We start from the raw sequence: 25,390 nt of genomic DNA, 5'->3' as shown, positions 1-25,390 counted from the left end.
CAACGCCGGAGGGAAGGCAACAAAGAAGCCATTTGGGTTGAAGAACAGCAATATAATGTTCCGGGAGGATCTTCAAGCTTCGACCAGCACAGAAGAGTTTGGGTGCCAGCCTCTTACCAGCTTAGCGGAATACTTATTTGCGATTCACTGGGCGGCAGGGGTCTTGGCCGGTTGCGTCTGAGCCCATGGCTTATTAATCACTTATATACAGGTACTGATATGCGAAATTCACCCTTTAGTCTTCGTCGTAATTTTTATTATAATGATCCCACCAACCCCAAATATGGTCAAAAAGTGATTGCAACACCTGCTGATACTTTATTTAGGATTGTTCCTTACACTACCAAATGGAATTTCTTTATCCCAAGCGATATAAATGGCACAGGTGATTACAAGGATTTAATAATGATGCGTTTGGGCGAAACATATCTTTTACTTGCTGAGGCACAATTTAAACTTGGCCAAGCTGCACAGGCTGCAACAAGTATCAATGTTTTACGGGCCAGGGCGCAAGCCTCTTTGGTAACGGCATCAGACATTACGATGGATTTTATTCTGGATGAGCGGGCCAGGGAATTAATTGGTGAAGAAAACCGCAGAATGACTTTGGTAAGAACCGGTACATTGCTGGAGCGTGTTAAAAGATTGAATATTATTGAAAATACAACTATTCAGCCTTATAATTCCCTATTACCGATTCCTCAAACCGAAATCAACCTGAACAAAGATGCTGTGCTAACACAAAATCCCGGTTATTAATTTATATTCGGGAGATAAGGCACCTTGCACTTTGGTATGGCGCTTTATCTCCCGAATTTAATAAAATGAACACATACCGATAAAAGGCTACACATTAACGCCATTGAACCATAACAAGTTATTTTACTTATGTAAAAACCCGATGGTTGCTTGGGCTATATTCCTTTACTTAGCTTCCAAAAAATATTTACAGTGTTTTATTGCCCATTTTATAATTCAACCCCAAAAGGTAAAATGAACCTTCCACATCATATTTAATGAAAACTATATTTATACCGTTAATAGACTCGCTAAGCCAAAACATTAATATTGAAGAAGTATCCACATTAATGGATTCATTGCCATCGCATTCAATTGATAACGACCCCTGGGCCAAACTAAAAATTAATTGTCAAACAAGTTTTTCTATTGCTCATTGCGGTGATACCATTTTTCTGAAATTTTATGTTAATGAAGATGTTATTAAAACTAACATGCATAAAACAAATGATCCGGTATATAAAGATAATTGCGTTGAGTTTTTTGTCTCGTTCGGTTTAGAAAACGAATACTATAATATTGAGGTCAATTGTTTTGGTATTTGCCTGATGGGATACGGGTTAGACAGGATGAACAGGATGCTCCTGCCCGAAAACATTATTGAAAAAATTAAAAGAACTATATTAATTAAGTCGGCTGATGAATTAGCAGCTACAAATTTTGAGTGGCAAATAACATTGGCTATTCCAATTGAAGTGTTTGCTTATACCAATTTAAGCTCTTTTAATAAAAAACAAGGCCGGGGCAATTTTTTTAAATGCGGCGATGACTTACCCGAACCACATTTCTTTACCTGGAATATTATCCAAAGTCAAAATCCTGACTTTCATTTACCTGAATTTTTTGGTGAACTGCAGTTCGGCTGATGGCTTGATCCACACCCAACTATGAACTGCTCCAAACCAAATGGCACTATGTTAAATAGATTAGGCTTTTAATTGAAAAATTTATAAAAAGTATTTAGAACTGATAGTATAATTAATCAAAAAAGCACAGTAATATTGAGTATTACTGTGCTTTTTCATGACTCCCGAAAGTACAGATGTCGAACACTTTTATTGAGGATGTAAAGAAAATAGTGGCTTTAAAAGAGAGCGGCAGCCGGCTCCAACGAGGGAAATAAGCACCCAACTGAATGTCGATCACCAATATCCGGGTAATCCACGAAACAGCAATAGCCAGCGCCACGGCCAAAACCGGTTTGCTGTTTGGTTTGTCCTTTTGGCAAACCACAAAAAACGGCAATAGTAGGCCCGATGAAGATCGTTGCAAAGAACGCAGTGTCATAAAGGGTGATATGGAACGTATATGGTTTCAAGTAATATGTTAACTGATATGGGCAATATAAATTTATTCATTTCGCAAACTCTTCACCGGGTTCGCCATACCAGCCCTAATGGTTCGGAAACTTAAGGTAAATAATCCTGTAAGCAGCATCCCTGCGCCGCTGATAACGAATACCCACCAGCTAATAGCTACGTGGTCAGCAAAGCTTTCCATCCATTTATTTACGGCGTACCATGCAATCGGCGTTACTATGATAAAAGCCAGTAAAATAAGCGATATCAGTTCGGTTGATAGCAGGGTTACTATTTGAGCAACGCTTGCGCCAAATACTTTGCGTATGCCAATTTCCTTTGTTCGTTGATTGGTGGTGTAAATGGCAAGTCCTAACAGACCGAGGCAGCTAATCAATATCGAGAAACCTGTTGCCCAGGTGAGCAGGGTTGATGTGTGTTGTTCTTCGTCGTAAAATCTGGCTATCGTGTCATCATAAAAATGGCAATCGAAATCATCGTCAGGATAAACCCTTTTCCATGCCTTCCCCATATTTGTAATCGCGGTTTTCCATTCATTACCACCTGCGGTTTCCGGTTTCAAACTAACGTGTAACGTCATCATTGGCCGGCCGTCTCCACCGCCCGACATTATAACTGATGGATAAATGGCCGAATGCAGCGACCGCTGGTTAAAATCGGCAGCCACGCCAACAATGCTTACATTTCGGCCCCTGCCGCCACGCCAGTTCAACTGCTTCCCGATAGCATCGTGGGGGTTAGTAAATCCTAATATTTTAGCGTAGGTATTGTTGATGATAACTGCTTTTCCGGTATCAGATTCCAGTATCTTTCTGCCGGAAAGCAATTTTATCTGGTATATTTTGAGGTAGTTTTCGTCACCAGACTTAACTACCACTTCTGGCGTTACAATTTGTTTTTTGCCATCGATATAAGTACCACGCGTCCTATTATATATATCAGCCGAAGGCGGGTCATTGCCCAAACTTACAAGATTAACCTGGGGCATCGACCGAAAGTCGTTCAGCAGCACCTGGTTGCTGCTTGGCTTACTGGTTTGCCACGGCGTATTAATAACCAGAATAGCATCCTTTTTAAAACCAAGATCTTTGTGCAACACATAATAAATTTGCCTGCTTACCAAAATAGTCGCCATGATGAAAAATTGCGCTACAACAAACTGCGAAACCGTGAGCGATTTACGGAGCCACGCGTTTCGGGTTTTATTGCTATTGCCTTGCACGTGGTTTTTTAACACTGATACCGGTTTGTAACCCGACAGCAAAATTGCAGGATAAAAACCCGACAACATACTTACCACAATAGTTAATATCAGCAGGAAGAGCATAACGTCTGGCTGCTGCAGAATATTCGCATGAATATCCGGAGATACAACGTCGGCAAATACTTTTAAAATAGCTGGTGCGAGTAACGCCGATATAATAACGGCAAAGAGCGTTAACAAAAATGTTTCGCTTAAAAACTGGACTACCAACTGAATCCGGCTGCTACCCAAGGTTTTGCGGATACCAATCTCCTTTGCTCTCTGGGCGGCTTGAGCAGTAATTAAATTCACATAATTGATACATGCCAGCAATAGCAAAAAGCAGGCGATCGTCAGTAGGCCATAAAGTGAATGTTTGTTGGCGGGCGATGAAAAGTCAAAAATAGTGTAGTTGGGATTGAAGTGAATATCATCTAATTGCTGCAAGGCCAGGTCTGCCGTGTTTGAAAGCCCCCTTCCCTGGAGAGGCGGCGGACTATCTTTCCTGTAAATGGCATCGATTTGTTTAGTCACCCCGGCTGCCGAAACATCCGGCGCCAGCTTTAACAAAACCTCCGACCCGGAAAAGATCCTGTCCCATTTCTCTATATGTGAAACATCTGCGAAACGTTTGTTAGCTGTGGCCGTGCTAAAGGAGATAAAGTCGTGAAAGGTAAAGTCGCTATTTTTAGTAAACGTTTCAACTACACCGGTAACGGTTGTTTTAAGTGTATCATAGGCAACTACCTTACCAATCATATCATGGTATGATAATGAGGGGAAATAAAGCTTGGCTTGTCGCGATGTTAATACGACCTGGTTGGGCGCATCGAGCGCATGTTGCGATGAGCCGGCAAGCCATACATAATTAAAGATCTTAAAATATTGCTGATCGGCGAGTATTATCCTGTCCAGGTTTTTAAACCGCTTCTGTACATTTTTATCCTTGTCGATATACACGAAATGAGGCGAAAGCTCATATAGGGGTGTAATTTCTTCTATTCCTGTGGCCTGGTTTTTAATGGCCTCAGCCATCGGCCCGGGTAAGCCGCTCGAATAGTTTTTTTGCCCCTGTATGGTCATATTCAAAACAACACGATAGATCCGGTCGCTGTCTTTGTGAAATTTATCAAACGTAAAATCGTAGTGTACAATAAGGTAAATCACCAGGAAGGCACTTATACCAATGGATAAACCGGTAACATTTATCAGTGTAAATAGCTTATGCCTCCAAAATCCCCGGAATGCAATTTTAAAATAGTTTTTAAACATCATGTTGCGATTTAATTTCTGACGAAACCACTTCGGCGTGATTTCCTGGTTCGAAATTACGGACGCAAATCGCAGCTGATGTTCCAGATTATAATATGGGATTTCTTTTTTTCGATCATTTTTATATTCCGCCGGGCTTTTCCCGGTTATTTGTTTAAATATCCGGTGAAAGGTAGTTCTGGAATTGAATCCGGCATCATACGCAATGCCCAGCAGGGTGATATTGTCATAAGCAGGGTCCTGCATTTTCCGGATCACCTCTGCAACGCGGTATTCATTGATAAAATCATTAAAGCTTTTTTTGAGCACCGTATTGATTATCCGGGATAATTCATGCGGACTTAATTCAAGTTTTTCAGCCAGCAAACTTAAACTCAGTTCCGGGTCCTGGTAATAATGGTTGGCCTGTACGGCTTTCTTTAGCCAGGTTGCCTTTTCCTTCATTGCCGCAGGAAGCGGTGGTTTTAAAAATGAAGGGGATTCTGCCCGAACGCCTGACTCCGCTCTTAAATGCGCTGCGGCCGCCATCCAGATGATTGTCACGATTAAAAGGAGATAAAGGGGACAATAAGCATATACGCCCAATTGATGATGGTAATATAAATAATATGCGGCGGTAAAGGGTATCCACAACAGCCACAACAAGCCGAAACCTACCAGCAAGTTATGCAGCCAGCGCAGTTCGTACCGATACCGGTCACCCCCATTAAATTTTAACCGCCGGTAAAAGCTTCCTATCTGCCTGTGAGCCAGGCAAAGGTAAATTGTGACCGAAACAAACGCCAGCAATTGCAATACCGGGTTCAACTGCTGAAAGGCCGGCGTTTGATAAGTAGCGGCACCAGTATTTATACTATCCCTAACTTCCAATGCCTGGGCACCCAATTCCAGCACCAACGGACTAAAATGTAGCAAATCCTTAAGCCCGAACTTATATTCCGGCCGGGTTATTTTAAGTACATAAAAGAAAATAAGGGGACCAAGAGCAAGCGAAAATTGCAGCGGCAGCCGGCTCCAATTAGTAATGTAAGTTGACAGCCCGATGTTGATGCCCAATATCCGGGCTATCCACAAAACAATCGTAACCATTGCCAGGGCCAAAAGCCGGTTTGCAGCCCGGTTTATCTTTTTGGTGAACCATAAAAGCAGGATAAAAGTGAGCCCGATAAAGATCGTACCAAAGAAAGCCAGGTCGTAGGTATTAATATGGAAAGTATATGTATCCATTTGAAATATTAAAACTCAATCGCTGCTACAAACTTATAACTTATTGATATATAAAAAATTATATAGAATAAAATAGGTGCACTGTAACAAAACCGCACATTGAGCCGTTCAGTTTTGGATTGTGTAGCTGTTTCATAAAAGCCGATTTTTTCAACTCTCGTCGAGATTCAACTCCCAAAGAGTGGTGGAATGAAGCAATGCTGCTCCCACAGTACTATTGGAATGACCTTACGAGGATCGAACTCGAAAAGTGCTTTCTATTAACGGGAAACGCTAGTTTAAAAATGAATAAAAAAATAAAAACCGCCTCTATTGTCATTAGAAGCGGTTTTTGAAATTTCGTGACCTGGGAGGGGATCGAACCCTCGACCCACTGATTAAGAGTCAGTTGCTCTACCGGCTGAGCTACCAAGTCGTTTTTTAAGCGGGATGCAAATATAGAAATAATTTCGGATGTCGGAATTTCGATTTTTCGTTTTACTATTTCTTTTTCAACGGTACTCAAGAGGGCTGCGCCGTTTCAGATTTATCTCAAACCTTTTGCCTTTTAGTTTTGACCTTTCCCTACGCCATAGCGTAAAGCTCGTCTCTTTGCTTCTGTACGGCATCGCTGTTTATGTATTCATCATAAGTCATCAGCTTATCAATAGTGCCACCCGGGGTAATTTCAATAATACGATTGGCAACTGTTTCTACCAGTTCATGGTCACGCGTGGTGAAAAGAATAGTCCCCCTGAAGTCTTTCATGCCGTTATTAAGCGCAGTGATGGATTCCAGGTCGAGGTGATTGGTTGGTTCATCAAACATTAAAAGGTTAGCCTGTTGCAGCATCATACGGCTAAACATGCACCGCATTTTTTCACCTCCTGACAGTACATTGCTTTTCTTTAATACTTCTTCTCCTGAAAATAACATACGGCCCAAAAAGCCGCGGATAAACTGATCGTCTTTTTCGCCCGGCGAATACTCGCGCAGCCAATCAATGAGGTTGTCGTTTTTCCCTTTAAAATATTCAGCGTTATCAATTGGAATATCTGCTGCATTTATGGTTACACCCCATTTAAATTCACCTTTGTAATCTTTATCACGCCCGGTAAGAATGTTATACAGCGCAGTAGTAGCAAGGCTGTTTTGAGATAAAAGGGCAATTTTATCGCCTTTATTTACCATGAAACGCACATTGCCAAATAGCAACTCACCATTTAATGATTTGCTGAGATTTTCAACCTGTAATATCTGGTCACCGGCTTCACGCCCAAGGTTATTAAATATAATTCCCGGGTACTTACGGTTGGATGGCTGAATTTCGTCGAGATTTATTTTGTCTAAAGCTTTTTTACGGCTGGTAGCTTGTTTTGATTTAGATGCGTTAGCGCTAAAGCGGCGTATAAATTCCTGCAGTTCTTTTACACGGTCTTCAGTTTTCTTATTCTGATCAGAACGTTGTTTTAACGCCAGCTGACTTGACTCATACCAGAAAGTGTAATTACCGGTATAGATGGTCATTTTAGCAAAATCAATGTCCACAACGTGTGTACATACCGTATCTAAAAAGTGCCTGTCATGCGATACTACTAAAACAATAGCCTCGTATGAAGCTAAAAAATCTTCCAGCCAGGTTACAGTATGTATATCCAGGTCGTTGGTTGGCTCATCAAGCAGCAAAATATCTGGTTTGCCAAACAAAGCCTGTGCTAATAACACCCGTACTTTTTGGGTATTGTCAAGGTCTTTAACCAGTTGATAATGAAATTCTTCTTTTATACCCAGATTGCTCAACAGGGTTGCAGCATTGCTTTCGGCATTCCAGCCATCCATTTCGGCAAAAAGGTTTTCAAGTTCACCTGCGCGTTCGCCATCTGCATCACTGAAGTCCTCTTTCAAATAGATAGCATCCTTCTCTTTCATTATGGCGTACATTTCCTTATGACCCATCATAACTGTTTCAATAACCGTAAAATCATCAAAGGCATAGTGATTCTGACTTAAAACAGCCATCCGTTCGCCGGGTGTAAAGCTCACTGAGCCAGTTGAGGGGTCAATTTCGCCCGAAAGTATCTTTAAAAAAGTAGACTTACCGGCGCCATTGGCACCAATGATGCCATAACAGTTGCCTTGAGTAAATTTAAGGTTAACGTCCTCAAATAAGGTACGCTTACCATATCGTAAAGATAAATTGGATACTGTAATCATTCTGCTCCTAAACTTTTTGCAAAAATACGTTAAATACTCATCAAATTTAATGATTAAACCTTTTTAATTAGGCAATTCAGTATTGCATAATGGAATAGAATTTAATTTTCAATTAACTTTAAAAAAATATTTCGTACCACTTCGAAATTTGAAATAAAAACTTTACGTTTAGAAAATATTAACCAATTATTTATAAACCGATATGGTACTGTTAATCGCATTGTTAATCTTTGTGAATTTTTTGTTTTTTATTAGCCGGTTAGAAAGAAGCAAATAGTGCTGTTTTTAAATCTGTTGCAGAATTTAATGGTGTTAAGTTAGCTTAGTACAGAAACCAAAGTTTGAGTTTCGTGGTCAGCTAATTTTTGTAATGGCCCTGATGCCATTATTTTCATCATCATATTTAAATCTGCTAAAATAGTAAGCACTGCTTCTGTTTGATTGTCGTTAAACGACAAGTTCCATTTTAATTCGAGGTTAAAGGGCGGCTTTTCTGACGGGACAATTTTTATTTCGTTGTCTTCAACGCGGCTTTCAACTTTAAGGCTAAGTTTTGTCATATTTTGTATGTTAAAACTTGCTGTATCAAACGTTGAAGTCCAATCCTGGACACTATCAGGCATTAATTGCCGGTGGTTGTTCAGGTCTGCTAAAAAATTATAAACTTCATTTACCGGTTTATTAATAATTACTTTACTTTCAAAAGTTGTCATTTCAGAAGTGATTTGTGGTTTTAGTACGAATTAAAGAAGCGGTCTGAAGCCTGCTGGTTAGTTAAAGATACCATCAATAATTGTTAACCGTTATTGTCCCCAGGTTGAAGGGTTTTCACGCCATTGCTGTAACACTTCTACATCATCACGAGAAATATATTGATTTTCGCTGGCATATTTTATTAGTGCATTGTAGTTGGACAGGGTTACAAAAGGGCAATTAGCCTGCTTAAAATTATCGGCAGCCACATCAAATCCATAACTGAATATAGCGGCGAGTCCGGCTACATCATAATCAGCGCTGCGTAAAGCATCAACAGCCTGTAAGCTGCTTTTGCCGGTAGAGATCAGGTCCTCAACCACCACAACACGTTTGCCGGTTAAAACATCGCCTTCAATTAAATTACCGGTACCATGATCTTTTGGTTTTGAACGTACATAAATAAACGGCAACCCTAATTCCTGCGCAATTAATACTCCTTGCGGAATACCTGCTGTAGCTACGCCTGCAATACAGCCTACAGGGCCAAATGTATCCTGTATGAGGGAAGTTAGCTGTTGTCTGATATAAGTACGGATAGTAGGATGAGAAAGTGTTATACGGTTATCACAATAAATTGGCGATTTCCAGCCAGATGCCCATGTAAAAGGATTGTTAGGTTGTAATTTTATTGCTTTAATTTGCAGCAGAAATTCGGCTACCTGTTGCTCCGTTTCAGTATTATTTATCATGGCTCAAAAATACAGAATTTATATTAACGAAAAAGTTATCTTATTAACAGAATCTGAACCTAAAAAGACTGAGCACTACCAAAAGATTGATAGCCAGACATTTGATTTGAAAATAATTTATACGTGGATACTGGCGCATAAAAGTGCGTATTTTTATGTATTGTGTAAGGATGCTAAAGCATTTTTAAAACAAATAAAAGAAAGTGTTATTGTTATTGAAGCAGCCGGCGGACTGGTTAAAAATGAAAACAAGGACCTTTTATTTATTTACCGTAATGATAAGTGGGACCTGCCTAAAGGTAAAATTGAAAAAGGCGAAACCGTTAAAGAAGCTGCTGTGCGTGAGGTAGAGGAGGAGTGTAGTATAGTGGTAAGCAAGCTTGGCGAAAAAATATGCAAAACCTACCATGTTTATATTAGTAGAGCCGAAGTAGTTCTAAAGAAAACATATTGGTATAAAATGAAATGCAAAGGGCAAAATAAATTAAAGCCGCAAAAAGAAGAAGGAATAACCGATGTACGCTGGTTTAAGCCAAATGATATTGAGGCTATTTTAGCTAATACTTTTCCATCTATTATGGATGTGCTGGCTGTTATGGATCTGATTAAAGATAAGCCAGTGCCTCTTTCGGAATAAATTGGGTTACGTCGCCGTTATGACGCATTATTTCGCGCACAATGGTTGAGCTGATAGATGAATAACCTGGTTTGCTTACAATAAATATACTTTCAATATCAGGCATTAGCGAGTGGTTCATCTGGGCTATAGCTTTTTCGTATTCAAAATCTGATACGGTACGTATGCCGCGTATCATATAGGTTGCCCCAATACTTTTACAAAAATTAACGGTTAATCCCTCGTAAGCTACAATATGGATCTTGGGTTCCATCTCAAAAACAGCGCGTAACATTTTCTCGCGGGTTTCAATACTCAAAAATCCCGGCTTTGTGCTGTTTGCTCCAATACCGATATAAACTTTGTCAAATAAGCCTACTGATCTTTTTACAATATCAACATGGGCCTTGGTTACCGGATCAAACGACCCTGGAAAAAGAGCAATCTTCATTTATATCGATTAATTAGCTACCAAAAATAGTAATCATTTAACTAAAATAGGGATTTACCTTTCTATTATATCTTCAAGTTTGTAATAAATCTTTAAACCAAGCTCTTTGGCTAATTTCACATCGTCATCCGCCCCTTTTGAAGGTCCTTCTATTCTTAATACTGCATCACATTTTGTTAGCAGACGTCTTGCAATCGGATATGATATTTCTTCGTATATTTCATCGCCCGGATATTTGAAGCCGGCAATATTTAAAAGCGGCAAAGCCAGCCATTCACCTATAAGCGGTATATGCCCTGCCCTAAACAATGGCAGCGCAACAGCTTCCATACGATTTAAATTTTGCTGCATTAAAAGCGGATCGTTGTTGGTGCCGGAGCGATAAGGGCCTGCTATTAAAATAGTCATAGGTTTTGTGTTTAATTTATTAAATTGTTTATTTGGGCGTACTGTAACAGCATAATAGTTTTACCATCTTTAATTTCACCGGTTTTTATCATTTGCAATGCGTTAAAAAATGGTATCTCCATCACTTCTATGTTTTCATTCTCTTCAAATAAGCCGCCACCGTTGTTTACTTTTATGTCTCCTGAGTATTCGGCAATAAAAAAATACAATATTTCAGTTACTGAGCCGGGCGACATATAGGCTTCAAATACTTTTTCAACAGATGATACCCTGTAACCTGTCTCTTCTTCCGTTTCTCTTTTAATGCAATCTTCCGGGTTGTCTTTATCAAGCAGGCCAGCGCAGCATTCAATTAAATAGCCGCCATCATTTCCATTTATATAAGTAGGCATTCTAAACTGCCGGGTTAATATTACAGTTTGACTCTGTTTATTAAAAAGAAGAATGGTTGCACCGTTTCCACGATCGTATGTTTCTCGACTTTGAGTTACCGTAGAGCCGTCAGGATTAGTACCATGGTATGTGATCTTTTTTAGTACATACCAATTATCAGATAGTATTTCTGTTTGAATGATATGTATATTTTTCAAAATATGTTTGATTGTTTTTGATTGTTTATGATTACTTTTGAACAAATTAAATCATTAAAAATGAATTATCCAAAAAGAAAACAAATAATACTGGATAAACTAAATACTCATGGCGAGGTTGATATCAAAGAGATGGCCTCCGGGTTAAAAATTTCGGAGATAACGATTAGGAGGGATTTAAACCGGCTTGCGGGCGACGGCCTGCTTTACCGTACGCATGGAGGGGCCATGAAAGTAAATCCGCTTGAGATACCACATAATTTTGTTAATAAGACAGCCAAAAATATCCAGGCAAAAGATAAGATATGCCGTGCTGCTGCAGCCTTAATCAATAATGGGGATATAATTTTTATGGATTGCGGTAGTACTGTTTTCAGGTTATGCCAGTTTATTAAAAATAAGAAAATAAAAGTGATAACCAACTCTATACCTGTTATTTATGAGTTGCAAAACAGTTTGGTTTCCCTTAACATTATAGGAGGGGAGTTTGACCAGGAAAGACAGGCAGTGCATGGTAAAATAGCTAATGAGCATATAGCCCGTTATAAAGCAACTAAGGCATTTTTAGGAGTTGATGGCGTTTCGCACAATGGTTTGTTTGCTAATAGCGAACTGGAAGCAGATATAACGCTGGCCTTTGCAAAACATAGCGCAAAAACATACCTTTTATGTGATGATAGCAAAATTGGCAAAGAGAGTTATTTGAAATTCGCAGACCTTAAAACTATCGATATGATAATTACAGATTCGCGATCTGATGAGCTTGTTCAATTTAAAAAGCAGGGTATAGAAATTATTAGTATTTAATCATTTCTTCGGGTGCTTTAAAAAACGAGAACGACGAGTGTCCATACTTCCGTTGTTCAATAAAAGCGGGATGGTTGCTTAGATTTTGCATGGATTGATGCTCAACAATTAATAAGCCATCAGGTGATAGCAGACCCTTATCGAAGATAATCTTAGGTATTTCAGGAATCTGGTTCATATCATACGGTGGATCGGCAAATATTAAATCATATTGATCTGTTTCCAGTTGCAGGTATTTAAAAATATCTGCCTTGAACGTTTTTATTTGAGTTAGTCCGTGCTGGCGGGCGGTATCTTTAATATAGTTAATGCAATGTATGCTGCGGTCGACCGCTATTACTTGTTTGGCCCCGCGCGATGCAAATTCATAGGTTATATTACCTGTACCGCAAAAAAGGTCGAGCACTTTAATATCATCAAACTCAATTTGGTTTTGCAGGATATTGAACAGCGCTTCTTTTGCAAGATCAGTAGTGGGGCGTACCGGTAAGTTTTTTGGCGGATTAAGCCTTAATCCTTTTAAAGAACCTCCAATGATCCGCATAATGATAATGCTGCTAAGGTCAGTATCTGCTGTGAAGGTATTTGCTCGGGCAGCTCCAATATCTGCGGATCATAAAAAACTATATCCGGAAAAAAATCGGCCAGGCGGCTGCTGTATTTATCTTCAGGCTTTATGTTTCCACTTAATTTTAAATGGATATCATGCGCATCTAAATTTAGCTCTTCTGTAATAAAAGCTGCATAATACGCCAGATCATCTTCGGTTGTAAAATCGAAATTATTATAAAGCCTTATTTTACTGTCTTTATAGTATAAAAATTCGGCTTTCCCATTTTCTGTATGCAGATAAAGATCCTGATTTTGAGGACTATTTTTAGCAACAGAAGTTATCCATCCTTTATTTAAATAAACTGTATCATCAAGGTCGAACCTTTGTAATGCCGATATTATCTTTTCATCAACTTTATAAATAATAAAGTTTTGATCGTCCAATACCTGTGCTAAAACCCTCTCGTCGGGTTTTACGTCCAATAACCGGCCATAATTTGGTATTTGCTCCTTACTAAAAAGAGGAGTTGGCAATAAACTAAAGCCATTTGCCGGTAAACCAATAACAACCTTTTTATAAGTTGCAGACAGTTCTTCGGCCAATTCTTGCGGATTACTTAACTCGCTTAAGCTGCAATTGGTCCCCCAGGCAATTAACTGACTATTATAAGTTATGGCATACGAAAACGAGACTGCATCAATTTGCATTAGCAACGTATAGTGGTATGCCTGGTTAATATTAAACGAAGGATCGCGGTATGTATAAATTTGTTCGGTCATGCTTAACAAAAGTAATATTTTTTAAATTACTTAATTACTTATCCGCATTTTTGTTAGGTGTCCGAAATTGATCATATCCGCAAGGCTTTCCCGCATGAACCAACTGCACAGCAGCAGGAGTTATTTAACCGGTTACATAACTTTTTATTAAAAGAGGAGGGCGACGAATGCTTTATTTTAAAAGGATATGCCGGGACAGGCAAAACTACTATAGTAGGCGCGTTGGTAAAAGCACTCAGAAGTTATAACTATAAATCAGTATTGCTTGCACCAACGGGGCGTGCGGCAAAGGTAATTACCAGCTATTCGGGGCGAAAAGCTTTTACTATACATAAGCGCATATACCGAAAAAAAACAGCGCTAAATGTTGATGAATCATTTTCAATAGCCGATAATCTGGCTACTAATACCTTATTTATTATTGATGAAGCTTCCATGATATCAGACCAGATAAGTGGCAATAACCGCGAGACGTTGCTGCATGACCTGGTTAAGTATGTTTACAATAAAAAAAATTGCAAGTTAATGCTGGTGGGTGATACTGCCCAGCTTCCGCCGGTTGGCTCGGATAATAGCCCCGCATTGGATGAGGAATTGATGAGGCTGGATTATAACCTGAATGTGTTCAGTTATGAATTAACAGATGTGCTTCGTCAGCAAAAAGATTCGGGCATATTATATAATGCTACACGGATTCGTGATATTATCCGGCAGGAAAAAGAAATCATACCTCAAATTACAACCAAGGGTTATACAGATGTTTTTAGGATGACAGGTGAGCGGTTGGAAGAAGGGCTTGAATACGCCTACAATAAATATGGTAATGAAAACACGCTGATAATTTGCCGGTCGAACAAAAATGCAAACCTGTATAATAAACAAATACGAGCGCGGCTATTATGGCGGGAAGAAGAATTAACGGGCGGCGATCAGTTGATGATAGTAAAGAACAACTATTTTTGGTTGCAGGATCAGGAGGAGGGAAGTACCGCTTTTATTGCCAATGGCGATATTGCCAGGATAAGGAAAGTACGCAAGATTGAGGATATGTATGGATTCCGTTTTGCGGATGTACAGTTAGAGTTTATTGATTATGCCGAGGACCCGGTTTTAGATTGTAAAGTCTTATTGGATACACTTTATTCAGAATCGCCGGCTTTGCAGCCCATCGATCAAAAACGGCTTTACCTGGAAGCAATGAAAGATTATGACCATATACCAAACAAACGCGCAAAACATAACGAACTTAAACTTAATCCCTATTATAATGCTTTACAAATAAAGTTTGCATACGCCATTACCTGCCATAAAGCACAGGGCGGCCAGTGGGATGCTGTTTTTGTAGACCAGGGATATTTAACGGATGATATGGTTAATACCGATTTTTTACGCTGGTTTTATACCGCATGCACACGTGCAACTAAGGAACTGTTCCTGGTGAATTTTAATGATAAGTTTTATGGGCAGCATGTGAGTAGTGAATTTTAGGCATACGCTACTCACCATTTTATTCATTTATTCTCTTATAACTTTTATTAAACTAAAGTGTTATTAACAGCAATAATGAATTGACAAAAAGGCACATGAAATGTATTATGAAATGCCATTATTTCATAATTAAGTAACGTGGCAAGTATTTTGACTATACCCGATATAACCATTTCGCTATGAATTTTAACAACTTTACCATAAAAGCTCAGGAAGCTGTACAAAAAGCTTCAGAGATAACAACCGGCAATCAGCAGCAGGCTATTGAACCTGCGCACTTGCTTAAGGGATTGCTATTGGTTGATGAGAATGTTATATCCTTTTTACTAAAAAAACTAAACGTTAACCTTAACCGGTTACATGATATTTTGGACGAACAAATCGCATCGTTCCCAAAGGTTAGCGGCAGTAACGTTTACTTATCATCTACCTCAAATTCGATATTACAAAAGGCTACAGCTTACCTTAAAGAGTTTAAGGATGAGTTTGTGTCTGTTGAGCACATCCTGTTAGGAATACTGTCAGTAAGCGATAAAACAAGTACGGCACTAAAAGATTTTGGTGTAAACGAAAAGGATCTTAAAAAAGCCATAGTAAGCTTACGCGGTGACAACAAAGTAACCGACCAAAATGCCGAAGCAACTTATAACGCTTTAAATAAGTATGCCCGTAACCTGAACGAATATGCCGAATCGGGCAAGCTTGACCCGGTGATTGGCCGTGATGAAGAGATCCGCCGCGTAATTCAAATATTATCGCGCCGTACAAAAAACAACCCGATACTGGTTGGCGAACCGGGCGTGGGTAAAACAGCTATTGCCGAAGGTATTGCCTTTAGAATAATAAAAGGTGATGTACCCGAGAGTTTGAAAACAAAAACAGTTTATTCGTTAGATATGGGTGCCCTTATTGCAGGCGCTAAATACAAAGGCGAATTTGAAGAACGCTTAAAAGCCGTTATTAAAGAAGTTACCCAGGCCGATGGTGAGATTGTTTTATTTATTGATGAGATACATACCCTGGTAGGTGCAGGTGGTGGCGAAGGTGCCATGGATGCTGCCAATATATTAAAACCTGCATTGGCCCGCGGCGAATTAAGAGCAATTGGGGCAACAACCTTAAACGAATACCAGAAATATGTAGAAAAGGATAAAGCGTTAGAGCGCCGTTTTCAGATGGTATTGGTAGACGAACCTGATACTGCTGATGCAATTTCCATATTGCGCGGTTTAAAGGAACGTTACGAAGCACACCATAAAGTGCGTATTAAAGATGAAGCAATTATTGCGGCGGTTGAGATGTCGCAAAGATATATAGCTGATCGCTTTTTGCCGGACAAAGCTATTGACCTGATGGACGAAGCCGCTTCTAAATTACGTTTAGAAATGGATTCGGTACCCGAAGTAGTGGATGAACTGGAGCGCCGCATAATGCAATTAGAGATAGAGCGCGAAGCCATTAAGCGCGAAAAGGATGATAAGAAAGTAAAAGAGTTGAGTGAACAAATTGCCAACCTATCAGCTGATCGTGATTCTTTACGTGCCAAATGGCAGGGTGAAAAAGACGTAGTTGATGGCATCAACTTAAAAGTTGAGCAGATAGAAAACTATAAATTAGAAGCAGATCAAGCAGAACGCGCGGGCGACTATGGCAAAGTGGCCGAGCTGCGCTATGGCCGTATCCGTGAAGCCCAGGAAGAAGTTGAAAAACTGAAAGAAGCACTACTGACTAATCAGTCGGATAGTAGAATGCTAAAAGAGGAAGTTACATCCGAAGATATTGCAGGAGTTGTGTCGCGCTGGACAGGTATACCGGTTTCTAAAATGATACAAAGCGAGCGCGAAAAGCTGCTGAGCCTGGAAGATGAGTTACATAAACGTGTTGCCGGGCAGCACGAGGCTATTGAAGCGATAAGCGACGCTATACGCAGGAGCAGAGCGGGCCTGCAAGACAAGAAAAAACCTATAGGTTCTTTTATATTCTTAGGTACAACCGGTGTTGGTAAAACAGAATTAGCGAAAGCATTGGCCGAATATCTGTTCAATGATGAAGGGGCAATGATTCGTATTGATATGTCTGAGTACCAGGAGCGCCATGCGGTTTCAAGATTAATAGGCGCGCCTCCGGGATATGTAGGTTATGATGAAGGCGGACAGTTAACAGAAGCCGTACGCAGGAAACCATACAGTGTAATACTGTTGGATGAAATAGAAAAAGCGCACCCTGATGTGTTTAACATATTGCTGCAGGTTTTGGATGATGGCCGGTTAACTGATAATAAAGGCAGAGTGGTAAACTTTAAGAATACCATCATCATCATGACCTCAAACATTGGGTCGAACATTATCCAGGAGAATTTCCAGGATTTTGACGATAATACTAAGGATGAAGTGATGGCCAAAACAAAGAGCCAGTTGTTTGAGCTGCTAAGGCAAACCATCAGGCCCGAATTTTTAAACCGTATTGATGAGATCATTATGTTTACACCGCTTAGTCGGGATGAGATAAGTGATATTGTGAAGCTGCAGTTTAAACATGTGCAGCAAACATTGGCCGAAATGGGTGTATCCATTGAAGCATCAGACGAAGCTTTAGATTGGCTGGCACAATTAGGTTACGATCCGCAGTTTGGCGCGAGGCCATTGAAAAGGGTAATTCAAAAGAGAATATTGAACGAACTATCCAAGCAGATATTAGCCGGTAAAGTGGATAAAGACAGTAAGATTAAACTGGATATGTTTGATAATCAATTTGTGTTTTTAAACACAAATGAAGCTGCAACGGCTGATAAATAATAAAACAATTAATCCATCATATATTAAGGAGCTGCCTTTAAGAGGTGGCTCTTTTTATTTTTTATTATATCTTCCGCAAAGTCACCGGTCCTTGCAAACGCATAACCTTTTGCCTGTGCCCATACAATAAAATCTTTTATCCTCTTAACAAAATCAGTTCCCGAATTTTTTGATACATATTTTGGAAAGCCAAATCTTTCCGGCTGGTTCAAATCAGTAAACTCCCAGGGGTGAAAGTAAAGGTTAAGGTAACCATCTTTACGATGCGCCGCCGCGCTCATCCACTTGATTATGGATAGTGAAACGTTATGGAAGGTTAACCAAAACAAAGGAAAACGTACCAACGGTGATACGGAAGCAGGTATTTGCAAAACATCATGGTCAAAGAACCAGGCGCGCGGTTTTTTTAAGTTATTATAGCGGCCGGGAATTAAAGTAGGGTTAAGGGATGAATTATATGAATATCCCGCTTTTTGTATTTCTTTTTCGTCTACCGGCATCATTCGCGCCATGCGGAAACCAGTAACTTTAGTGCCTGATATTTCTTCGAGCTTAGCTTTTGATTGTGCTAAATGTTGAACCTTAAAATCAGAATGGTAATAGCCATGTGATGCTATTTCGTGACCATCATTTACAATTTTTGCAATAATATCCGGCTTGTTTACAGCGTAATTAGCTGTGCAGAAAAAAGTTGCCTTTACATTTGTACTTTTTAATAGTTCTAATATTAAAAGTGTCCCCGTTGTTGATATGGCTAATTGTTCGTCAAATGGTATGGTTTTACCATATTCAAACGGCATATCAAACTCTTCAACATCAAACCCTAACAGAATCATTTTTTGCTTTTAACAGGTTTGTTGAACGGATAATGTAATTGGGCCGGTGCTTGGTTTGCAAAAATATTTTACCAAGGTATGAGCCTATAATACCTAAAACAAGTAATTGTAAGCCACCGAAGAACGCTACAGTAGCAATTAAGGATGCCCAGCCTGAAAGATTGTCATAGCCATAAAAATAGCTGATAAAAATATAAGGAATATACAGCAAAGCTGATAACGAGAAAAATAAACCCAACCCGGTAGCGATGTATAATGGCCTTACACTAAAGGCCATTATGCTGCCTATGGCCAACTTAGCCAATTTAAAGAAGGAATAGCTTGCCTCGCCTGTATGCCTGGCTGCCGGGGTGTAGGGAATACCTATTTGTAAAAAGCCAACCCATTTAACCATCCCCCTGAAGAATATCTCATATTCATCAATTTGTTTTAGCTCGTTAACAACTTTTTGATCAAGTAACCGGAAATCAGATATTCCGTTTTCAAGTGTAATGTCTGATATAGCGTTTATGCCTTTATAAAACAGCTTTGACGCTAATTTCTGGAAGCCGCTTACATGCGGATTAGCATCCTCGCGGTAGGTGTAAACAATATCATATCCCTCTTCCCAATATTTTAGCATTTGCGGCAATAGGTGAGGAGGGTGCTGCAGATCGGCATCCATAGTTATAATAGCATCGCCATTTGCCATATCTATACCGGCTTTTAAAGCATAATCTTTACCGAAATTTTTAGATAGTTCTATGTAAAATACGTTGGGCTGTATTTCTGCCTGTAGCTTAATTTCATTCAGCGTATTATCCTTGCTGCCGTCATTTACAAAAATATATTCATAGTCATAACCGGTTGAATTTAATGCTTTATTCAATTCGGCAACAAGATGGCTGATATTCTTCTCCTCGTTAAAAGCAGGGATTATTATGGAAAGTTTCTTTTTCATACTGCAACTGCGATTAAATCCTTTTTATCGAATTTTCTGAACAAAGTTTCATAAATAATTTTTATCCATATTAAAAAACAAGGCAGCGCCTTTAACGCGTACGGATCAACATAATGATCTTTCAGGTATCGCGGGAAAAGATCTGACGGTGACAGACTGGTCAGTATCAAAGCAAAAATAAGCAAAGATATGTCCAATATAGTTACCGGTCGCTCACTATTTATATACCACAACGCTACGCCAACAAAAGCTATAATGTAGGTGGGTGATTCAGACCCGGTGCTAAATATCACCGCAAAAATCAACGTTGATGCAACGATAAGTAATTGATAATTTAAATTATTAAAAGATTTGATGCGGATATAGGATAAAGCAAAAAGTAAAATACCCGGAAATAAAACCAACATATTTGATAATTGCGGAAAAAAGATCTTCCTGAGCATCCCCATAACAGAAACATCCTCACGTATTGAAGCTATATTGTTTAGGTTTTTATGAACCAGGTCGGCATACCAATCTTTATAAGTTTGCACAATAAAAGCCGGCGAGGAAATAACCATCGGCAAAACAAACAAAACTACCGACCAAAATATAAATGAGCCAACAAGTTTTATCTTGTTGTTCGAAAAGAAAAAGAAGGCCAGCCCCACAATGCCATAAAGCTTAATGAAGGTACCTAAAGCTATCATTAATGCAGCCCAGAAATCGTTTTCGTTTTTAATAAATATATAGCTGAACAATATCAACGCGGCAATAAGCGGGTTAATCTGCACATTGGCAGCCGAGGTCATTAGCTCATGGGCGCAAAGCAATACAATAAGCAGATAATGCTCTTTTTTAATGGGAAGTTGCTGTATGGCAATTAATAATATGAACGCTGTAACCATCACCCATAAAACCACACCCAAACTATCGGGCATTAAAGCAAATGGGGCTATAATGAATGAAAATATTGGGCCGTAATGGTTCAGATCAAAATAATGTTCGGGCTGATGTTGGTATAAGTTATGCTGATGTATAACATTGATAAAGTTATGCTTATACACAAAGTAGTTATTATGTATATGATCGTGCCCCAACATTACACTTTTGCCAACTGCAAACAGGCTTAGACCAAACCATAAGGCAATTATCAGCGGCTTGTATTTTATAATATTAACAGGTTTAAACATTAATGGGGTATAAATTTGTGGTGCAAAAATAGATTAAAAAATGTAAAAATACGGTTACGATTGTGCTTGTATTAAAAATGCGTTTTTGTAAAAGAAAAAGAGGCTGCTATTACAGCGCCTCTTTCTCTTTTACAAAAAATTACTGGAAAAATTTTGTTGTTTTAGTTTTGTGTCGCGGCTAAACTAACTCCTGTTAGCTGATCGGCGAAGGCAAGGAATGCCTTGTCCTGAAATATACGGGCTTCATTATCGATCAGATTTTGAAGATTTACTTTTCCGATAACATATTTATAAGTACCTGAATAGTAACTTTCTTTTATCTCCAAAAATTTCAACAGATCAACCAAATCATCATTTTCGTAACGGAGATAAATGTTTAGCTCAATGTCATTGGTAAAATTCAGGCCCTTACTTCCTTTGGTTTTTTTGTACTCGTATTGATAATCATAACGCAGCGCGGCTATGTCTGATAATACTGCCGATCCGGTAGGGTGGCCACCTGCTCCTTTCCCAAAAAAGAATTGCTGATCGGCAAAAGCTGCCTGCACGGTTACGCCATTATACTCGTATTCCACATTATATAAAAACTCGGTTTCGTTTACAAACTTTGGTAATACAAATAGGGTTACATGCTGATCATCCAACTCTTTTGCAACCGGAACCAACTTTATTTTTAAGTTCTTTTCGCGGGCGTATTGAATATCGTTTGCGGCAAGGTTTTGTATACCTAAATTGAATACTTTTTCAGGTTCTATCACCACACCATAAGCATGCGCCGCTGCAATAATAAGCTTGTACTTGGCATCATATCCGCCAACATCCATAGTTGGGTCGGTTTCGGCAAACCCAAGGTCTTGCGCTTGCTTTAACGCTGTATCATAATCCATATTTTCCAAAAATCCTTTAGACAGGATGTAATTGGATGAACCATTAAATATCCCGCTTATAGAATGCAATAGTTCATTATCATAGTATTCTTCCAGGTTACGGATAATAGGTATACTGCCACAAACAGCTCCTTCATATAGTAGGGAAGTACCATATTCATGTTGTATCGCTATTAATTCATCCAGGTAGGTAGCAATCATTTTTTTACTGGCCGATACTACATTCTTACCCGACTTTAAAGCAGTCGAAACAATTTCATAGGCTGCTTCGGTATCATTTATCAATTCAACAATAGTATTGATTTCCGGATTATTCAGTAATTCATACCTGTCAGTAGTAAAGTAATGTTCCGGTAAGGAGCGTTGTTTATGATTATCTTTAATCGCTATCTTTTTTATTTCAAGATTTAAATTTTTTGTTCGGATGATATCATGTAATCCCTGGCCAACAACTCCGAAGCCAAACAGGCCGATATTTAGTTTTTTGCTCATTATGCAATTTGCTGTAATTGGATGATCTTTCCTTTTACGTCTGTTTTAAAAAATGATGTGATAATATTTGTTAATGCCTCTGTTTCAATTAAAAAACCGTCATGGCCGTAATACGAATCAAATTCGGCAAAGGCTGATTTTGGTATATGCCTGAACAGGTATTGCTGCTCTTCTATAGGAAATAACAGATCTGATTTAATACCTATTACCAATGTGCGGGCTTTTATTAAGCTTAATGCTTTTTCAATGCTATTGCGGTTACGGCCCACGTTGTGCGAGTCCATAGTTTTAGTTAAGTACCAATAGCTGTAAGCATTAAAGCGGTTTACCAGCTTGTCGCCCTGATAATTTTGATAGCTTGCAGATTTAAAATTATCGATAGCGGCATCGTTGTCTTCTTGCTGGCTGATACCATAAGTTTTATAACCACGATAGGAGAGCAGGGCAATACTACGTGCCGCCTTTAATCCTTTTTTACCGCCATTAGGGCTTCCGGCATAAAATGTTCTGTCGGCACTAATAGCTAACCGCTGTGATTCATTAAAGGCAATACCCCATGGCGAATGGCGCGCGTTTGCAGCAATGAGAATTAGATTTTTAATAAAATCAGGCTCAATAATTGCCCATTCCATTGCCTGCTGGCCGCCAAGCGAACCGCCAATTAAAGTATGAACGCTTTCTACTCCAAGATGTTTAGCCAATAGCTGCTGTGCCTTAACCATATCCCTAACACTAACATGCGGAAAGGCTAAATAATAAGGCTGACCGGTAGTAGGGTTAATGCTTAACGGCCCGCTAGAACCATAAGCAGAGCCCAACATGTTGGCGCATACAATAAAATGTTCGGTCGGATTAAAATAATCTTCCTTGCCAAAAAGGCCCTTCCACCAGTCTAAAACATCAGAGTTAGCTGTAAAAGCATGGCATACCCATACCACATTGTCTTTATTTTTATTAAGTGTGCCATAAGTATGGTAGCCTAATTCAAGCTCGGGTAATTTATAGCCCGATTCCAGTTCGAAGGTTTGTTGGTATTTATATAGTTGCGTATTCATAGTGGTTCTTGATAATTGATTAGCTGTTGGGATTAGTGAACGGATAAATTGATCCATTTACAGTGCACGTATTTTTCAGAAAGAGAAAAAGGAAACGTATTAACTGTGATTAGCAACAGCGGCACATATAGCAAATTTTGCCATAAACAAATGCTAAGCCTTGAGCGGCTTTAATAGAATTTTTCGGATGGGTGTTTTTTAAATTTTCCATGTTGTTAATTTATATTTCCCGGGATATTTACCGGGTAAGGAATTGGCACCTTCTCTAACCTTAGAGGGTTGCCAGCGGGTCATTGAGCCTAATCTCTCGCCGCTTCTTTATAAACCAAAACCGTATAAGGGAATTGATCTTTGGTATTACTACCGATTGTGCTGCAAATATATGATGTTAATATTTTAATTGCAAAATTTATTTTTAGCTGTAATGCCTGCAATTAATAATGCCCTTTACACTTGGCGATTAGAATTTGTTCATTTGTCACCCTGTAGATTAACCTATGTTCTTGATCAATTCTACGACTCCAATAACCGCTCCAATTGCCTTTTAGCGGTTCTGGCTTGCCAATTCCTTTAAATGGTTCATGGTCTATTTCCCTTATCAGTGTTTTAATACGTTGAATAATTTGCGGGTTTGTTTCAAACCATGCATTATATTCATTAAAAGCAGATGGCGTAAAGGCTAGGTTTCTCACAAACTATTTTGACGGTGTATAGGCCATAAAATCTTCCATAGTAAAAGAAACAAGATTTTCACCTTTTTCCGCTTCTTCTATAGAACGGTCAAGTTCTTCAGCGTAATCAGGATTAAATTCTTTCAAAGAAATAGTAACGTTTATATTGTTTTTGTCGCCTATAAATCCTCTGATTTTATCAAGTAGGCTGTCGTTTAGTTCAGAAAGATTGATCTTAATAATTGTTTCCATAACAAGTTTCCAATATTCAAATATACCAAATAAACAAGTATTAATTAAACATAGATCAATCCACTTTTAAAGCCTGCTTCATATCCGCTATCAAATCATCAATATGTTCTAACCCAACAGACACGCGTAGTAAATTAAATGGCGTTTTAGTATCCGGCCCTTCAACCATTGCGCGGTGCTCAATTAAGCTCTCTACACCGCCCAAACTTGTTGCCCGGGTAAACAGTTGTAGTTTGTTTATAACACGGTTAGCTTCCTCTTTACCACCTTTTAAACAAAAAGATAACACACCCCCAAAGCTTAACATCTGCTCTTTTGCAACTGCATGATTAGGATGTGAAGGCAAGCCCGGGTAGAGTACTTGCTCTACACTCGGCTGCGCCTGTAAAAACGCTGCTAATAGCTGCGCATTTTGTGCATGACCGCGTACACGATAGGGCAATGTCTTTATACTGCGCACTAAATAGTAGCAATCCATAGGCGAGGGGATGGCGCCCCCCAATTCCTGTACCTGGCGTATTTTTTGCCACCAGTCGTTTTTTTCGGCGGCAATTACTGCACCACCCATCAGGTCGCTGTGGCCGCCAAAGTATTTGGTGGTAGAGTGCATTACTATATCAACACCTAATGCCAATGGCTGCTGACAAATAGGAGTGGCGAAAGTATTATCGCAAACAACTTTAATATTCTGCTGCCTCGCAATAGCAACTACCTTTTTTATATCAGTTATTTTAAGCAGCGGATTTGATGGTGTTTCTAACCATATCAAGCCGGTATTGGGTTTAATGTGCGCTTTTAAAACATCGGTATTATCTATATCAATAAAATCAAATTCTAAAACCCCGGCAAATAAATTTTTAAGCTGATTGCGTAAACCATGATACATATCATCAGGCGCTATAATATGTGTACCCGGTTGCAGGGATTGAAAAACGGCCATCCCGGCGGCATTGCCCGATGAAAAAGCGGCAGCGTCGGCACCATTTTCTAACTGCGTTAACACTTTTTCAAGCGATGTGCGGTTTGGATTAGCCGAACGGCTATATATATAACCTTCATGGTAACTGCCATCTTCTTTACGTTCAAACGTGGTTGATAATA

The 25,390-nt window shown here is 39.2% G+C and carries 24 protein-coding genes, 1 tRNA gene and 1 riboswitch; of the genes, 6 read left to right on the top strand and 19 right to left on the bottom strand.

What is annotated here, in order from left to right:
• Positions 1-759: RagB/SusD family nutrient uptake outer membrane protein (locus tag JWP71_RS01145; RefSeq protein ID WP_299496147.1), on the top strand; the 759-nt coding region annotated here is incomplete at its 5' end.
• 257 nt (positions 760-1,016) lie between these two features.
• Positions 1,017-1,664 (top strand): carbohydrate-binding family 9-like protein, encoded by a 648-nt coding sequence (locus JWP71_RS01140; RefSeq protein WP_299496144.1) that lies wholly within the window; start codon positions 1,017-1,019, stop codon positions 1,662-1,664.
• 142 nt (positions 1,665-1,806) lie between these two features.
• On the opposite strand, the gene JWP71_RS01135 is transcribed toward JWP71_RS01140, so the two are convergent.
• The 6 genes from JWP71_RS01135 to pyrE all read right to left on the bottom strand — a co-directional run bounded on the left by JWP71_RS01135 (position 1,807) and on the right by pyrE (position 9,497).
• The gene (locus JWP71_RS01135) at positions 1,807-2,085 is read right to left on the bottom strand and encodes a hypothetical protein (protein ID WP_299496142.1); all 279 of its coding nucleotides are present in this window, start codon (positions 2,083-2,085) and stop codon (positions 1,807-1,809) included.
• 63 nt (positions 2,086-2,148) lie between these two features.
• Positions 2,149-5,859: an ABC transporter permease gene (locus JWP71_RS01130; RefSeq protein WP_299496140.1), complete on the bottom strand. Its 3,711-nt coding sequence runs from the start codon at positions 5,857-5,859 to the stop codon at positions 2,149-2,151.
• 342 nt (positions 5,860-6,201) lie between these two features.
• Positions 6,202-6,274, bottom strand: a tRNA-Lys gene (locus tag JWP71_RS01125).
• A gap of 149 nt (positions 6,275-6,423) precedes the next feature.
• Positions 6,424-8,052: an ATP-binding cassette domain-containing protein gene (locus tag JWP71_RS01120; protein WP_299496138.1), complete on the bottom strand. Its 1,629-nt coding sequence runs from the start codon at positions 8,050-8,052 to the stop codon at positions 6,424-6,426.
• Positions 8,053-8,369: 317 nt separating this feature from the next.
• A complete protein-coding gene (locus JWP71_RS01115) occupies positions 8,370-8,765 on the bottom strand; it encodes an SRPBCC family protein (protein WP_299496136.1) in 396 nt (131 codons plus the stop codon).
• Positions 8,766-8,855: 90 nt separating this feature from the next.
• Positions 8,856-9,497, bottom strand: a complete 642-nt coding sequence (gene pyrE / locus JWP71_RS01110) for an orotate phosphoribosyltransferase (protein WP_299496134.1) — start codon at positions 9,495-9,497, stop codon at positions 8,856-8,858.
• On the opposite strand from pyrE, the gene JWP71_RS01105 reads away from it, so the two are divergent.
• On the top strand, positions 9,496-10,134 hold the full coding sequence (locus tag JWP71_RS01105) for an NUDIX domain-containing protein (RefSeq protein ID WP_299496132.1): 639 nt from the start codon (positions 9,496-9,498) through the stop codon (positions 10,132-10,134). The two genes, pyrE and JWP71_RS01105, sit on opposite strands and share 2 nt — an antisense overlap.
• Here JWP71_RS01105 and coaD read toward each other — a convergent pair.
• The 3 genes from coaD to nudK are packed head-to-tail and all read right to left on the bottom strand — an operon-like array spanning position 10,103 to position 11,562.
• Entirely contained in the window at positions 10,103-10,564 is a 462-nt protein-coding gene (coaD, locus tag JWP71_RS01100) for a pantetheine-phosphate adenylyltransferase (RefSeq protein WP_299496130.1), read from the bottom strand. The two genes, JWP71_RS01105 and coaD, sit on opposite strands and share 32 nt — an antisense overlap.
• A 54-nt stretch (positions 10,565-10,618) precedes the next feature.
• Entirely contained in the window at positions 10,619-10,972 is a 354-nt protein-coding gene (locus JWP71_RS01095; protein WP_299496128.1) for a DUF4406 domain-containing protein, read from the bottom strand.
• Positions 10,973-10,983: 11 nt separating this feature from the next.
• Positions 10,984-11,562, bottom strand: coding sequence for a GDP-mannose pyrophosphatase NudK (gene nudK / locus JWP71_RS01090; RefSeq protein WP_366143510.1), 579 nt, complete (start codon positions 11,560-11,562; stop codon positions 10,984-10,986).
• 60 nt (positions 11,563-11,622) lie between these two features.
• Here nudK and JWP71_RS01085 point away from each other — a divergent pair, with 60 nt between their 5' ends.
• Positions 11,623-12,369 (top strand): DeoR/GlpR family DNA-binding transcription regulator, encoded by a 747-nt coding sequence (locus JWP71_RS01085; RefSeq protein WP_299496125.1) that lies wholly within the window; start codon positions 11,623-11,625, stop codon positions 12,367-12,369.
• Here the strand turns inward: JWP71_RS01085 and rsmD are convergent.
• Positions 12,359-12,913 (bottom strand): 16S rRNA (guanine(966)-N(2))-methyltransferase RsmD, encoded by a 555-nt coding sequence (gene rsmD / locus JWP71_RS01080; RefSeq protein WP_299496123.1) that lies wholly within the window; start codon positions 12,911-12,913, stop codon positions 12,359-12,361. The genes JWP71_RS01085 and rsmD overlap by 11 nt on opposite strands.
• A complete protein-coding gene (locus JWP71_RS01075; RefSeq protein ID WP_299496121.1) occupies positions 12,889-13,701 on the bottom strand; it encodes a DUF3822 family protein in 813 nt (270 codons plus the stop codon). Before JWP71_RS01075 ends, rsmD begins: the two co-directional genes overlap by 25 nt.
• Positions 13,702-13,758: 57 nt before the next feature.
• Here JWP71_RS01075 and JWP71_RS01070 point away from each other — a divergent pair, with 57 nt between their 5' ends.
• Entirely contained in the window at positions 13,759-15,189 is a 1,431-nt protein-coding gene (locus tag JWP71_RS01070; RefSeq protein WP_299496119.1) for an AAA family ATPase, read from the top strand.
• A 179-nt stretch (positions 15,190-15,368) separates the two neighbouring features.
• The gene (gene clpB / locus JWP71_RS01065) at positions 15,369-17,984 is read left to right on the top strand and encodes an ATP-dependent chaperone ClpB (RefSeq protein ID WP_299496117.1); all 2,616 of its coding nucleotides are present in this window, start codon (positions 15,369-15,371) and stop codon (positions 17,982-17,984) included.
• 23 nt (positions 17,985-18,007) lie between these two features.
• On the opposite strand, the gene JWP71_RS01060 is transcribed toward clpB, so the two are convergent.
• From JWP71_RS01060 to JWP71_RS01025, 8 genes are all read right to left on the bottom strand, one after another.
• Positions 18,008-18,820, bottom strand: coding sequence for a polysaccharide deacetylase family protein (locus JWP71_RS01060; protein ID WP_299496115.1), 813 nt, complete (start codon positions 18,818-18,820; stop codon positions 18,008-18,010).
• Positions 18,801-19,760 carry a glycosyltransferase family 2 protein gene (locus tag JWP71_RS01055; RefSeq protein ID WP_299496113.1) on the bottom strand — a complete coding sequence of 320 codons (960 nt, stop codon included), beginning with the start codon at positions 19,758-19,760 and terminating at the stop codon, positions 18,801-18,803. Before JWP71_RS01055 ends, JWP71_RS01060 begins: the two co-directional genes overlap by 20 nt.
• A complete protein-coding gene (locus JWP71_RS01050) occupies positions 19,757-20,932 on the bottom strand; it encodes a glycosyltransferase family 87 protein (protein ID WP_299496110.1) in 1,176 nt (391 codons plus the stop codon). Before JWP71_RS01050 ends, JWP71_RS01055 begins: the two co-directional genes overlap by 4 nt.
• Positions 20,933-21,093: 161 nt before the next feature.
• Positions 21,094-22,311 (bottom strand): homoserine dehydrogenase, encoded by a 1,218-nt coding sequence (locus JWP71_RS01045; RefSeq protein ID WP_299496107.1) that lies wholly within the window; start codon positions 22,309-22,311, stop codon positions 21,094-21,096.
• On the bottom strand, positions 22,311-23,366 hold the full coding sequence (metX, locus tag JWP71_RS01040; RefSeq protein WP_299496105.1) for a homoserine O-acetyltransferase: 1,056 nt from the start codon (positions 23,364-23,366) through the stop codon (positions 22,311-22,313). Before metX ends, JWP71_RS01045 begins: the two co-directional genes overlap by 1 nt.
• Before the next feature lie 217 nt (positions 23,367-23,583).
• Positions 23,584-23,693: riboswitch (SAM riboswitch) on the bottom strand.
• A 107-nt stretch (positions 23,694-23,800) separates the two neighbouring features.
• Positions 23,801-24,058, bottom strand: a complete 258-nt coding sequence (locus JWP71_RS01035) for a Txe/YoeB family addiction module toxin (protein WP_299496102.1) — start codon at positions 24,056-24,058, stop codon at positions 23,801-23,803.
• A 3-nt stretch (positions 24,059-24,061) separates the two neighbouring features.
• Positions 24,062-24,289, bottom strand: a complete 228-nt coding sequence (locus tag JWP71_RS01030; RefSeq protein WP_299496099.1) for a hypothetical protein — start codon at positions 24,287-24,289, stop codon at positions 24,062-24,064.
• A 55-nt stretch (positions 24,290-24,344) separates the two neighbouring features.
• Positions 24,345-25,390, bottom strand: a 1,046-nt coding sequence (locus tag JWP71_RS01025) for an aminotransferase class I/II-fold pyridoxal phosphate-dependent enzyme (protein ID WP_299496096.1), incomplete at its 5' end; no start/stop codon positions are given.

This window comes from Mucilaginibacter sp., assembly GCF_028287845.1.
Lineage (GTDB): Bacteria > Bacteroidota > Bacteroidia > Sphingobacteriales > Sphingobacteriaceae > Mucilaginibacter.
Note: the sequence above shows the minus strand (reverse complement) of the source record. Positions and strands in the feature narration are given on the sequence as shown.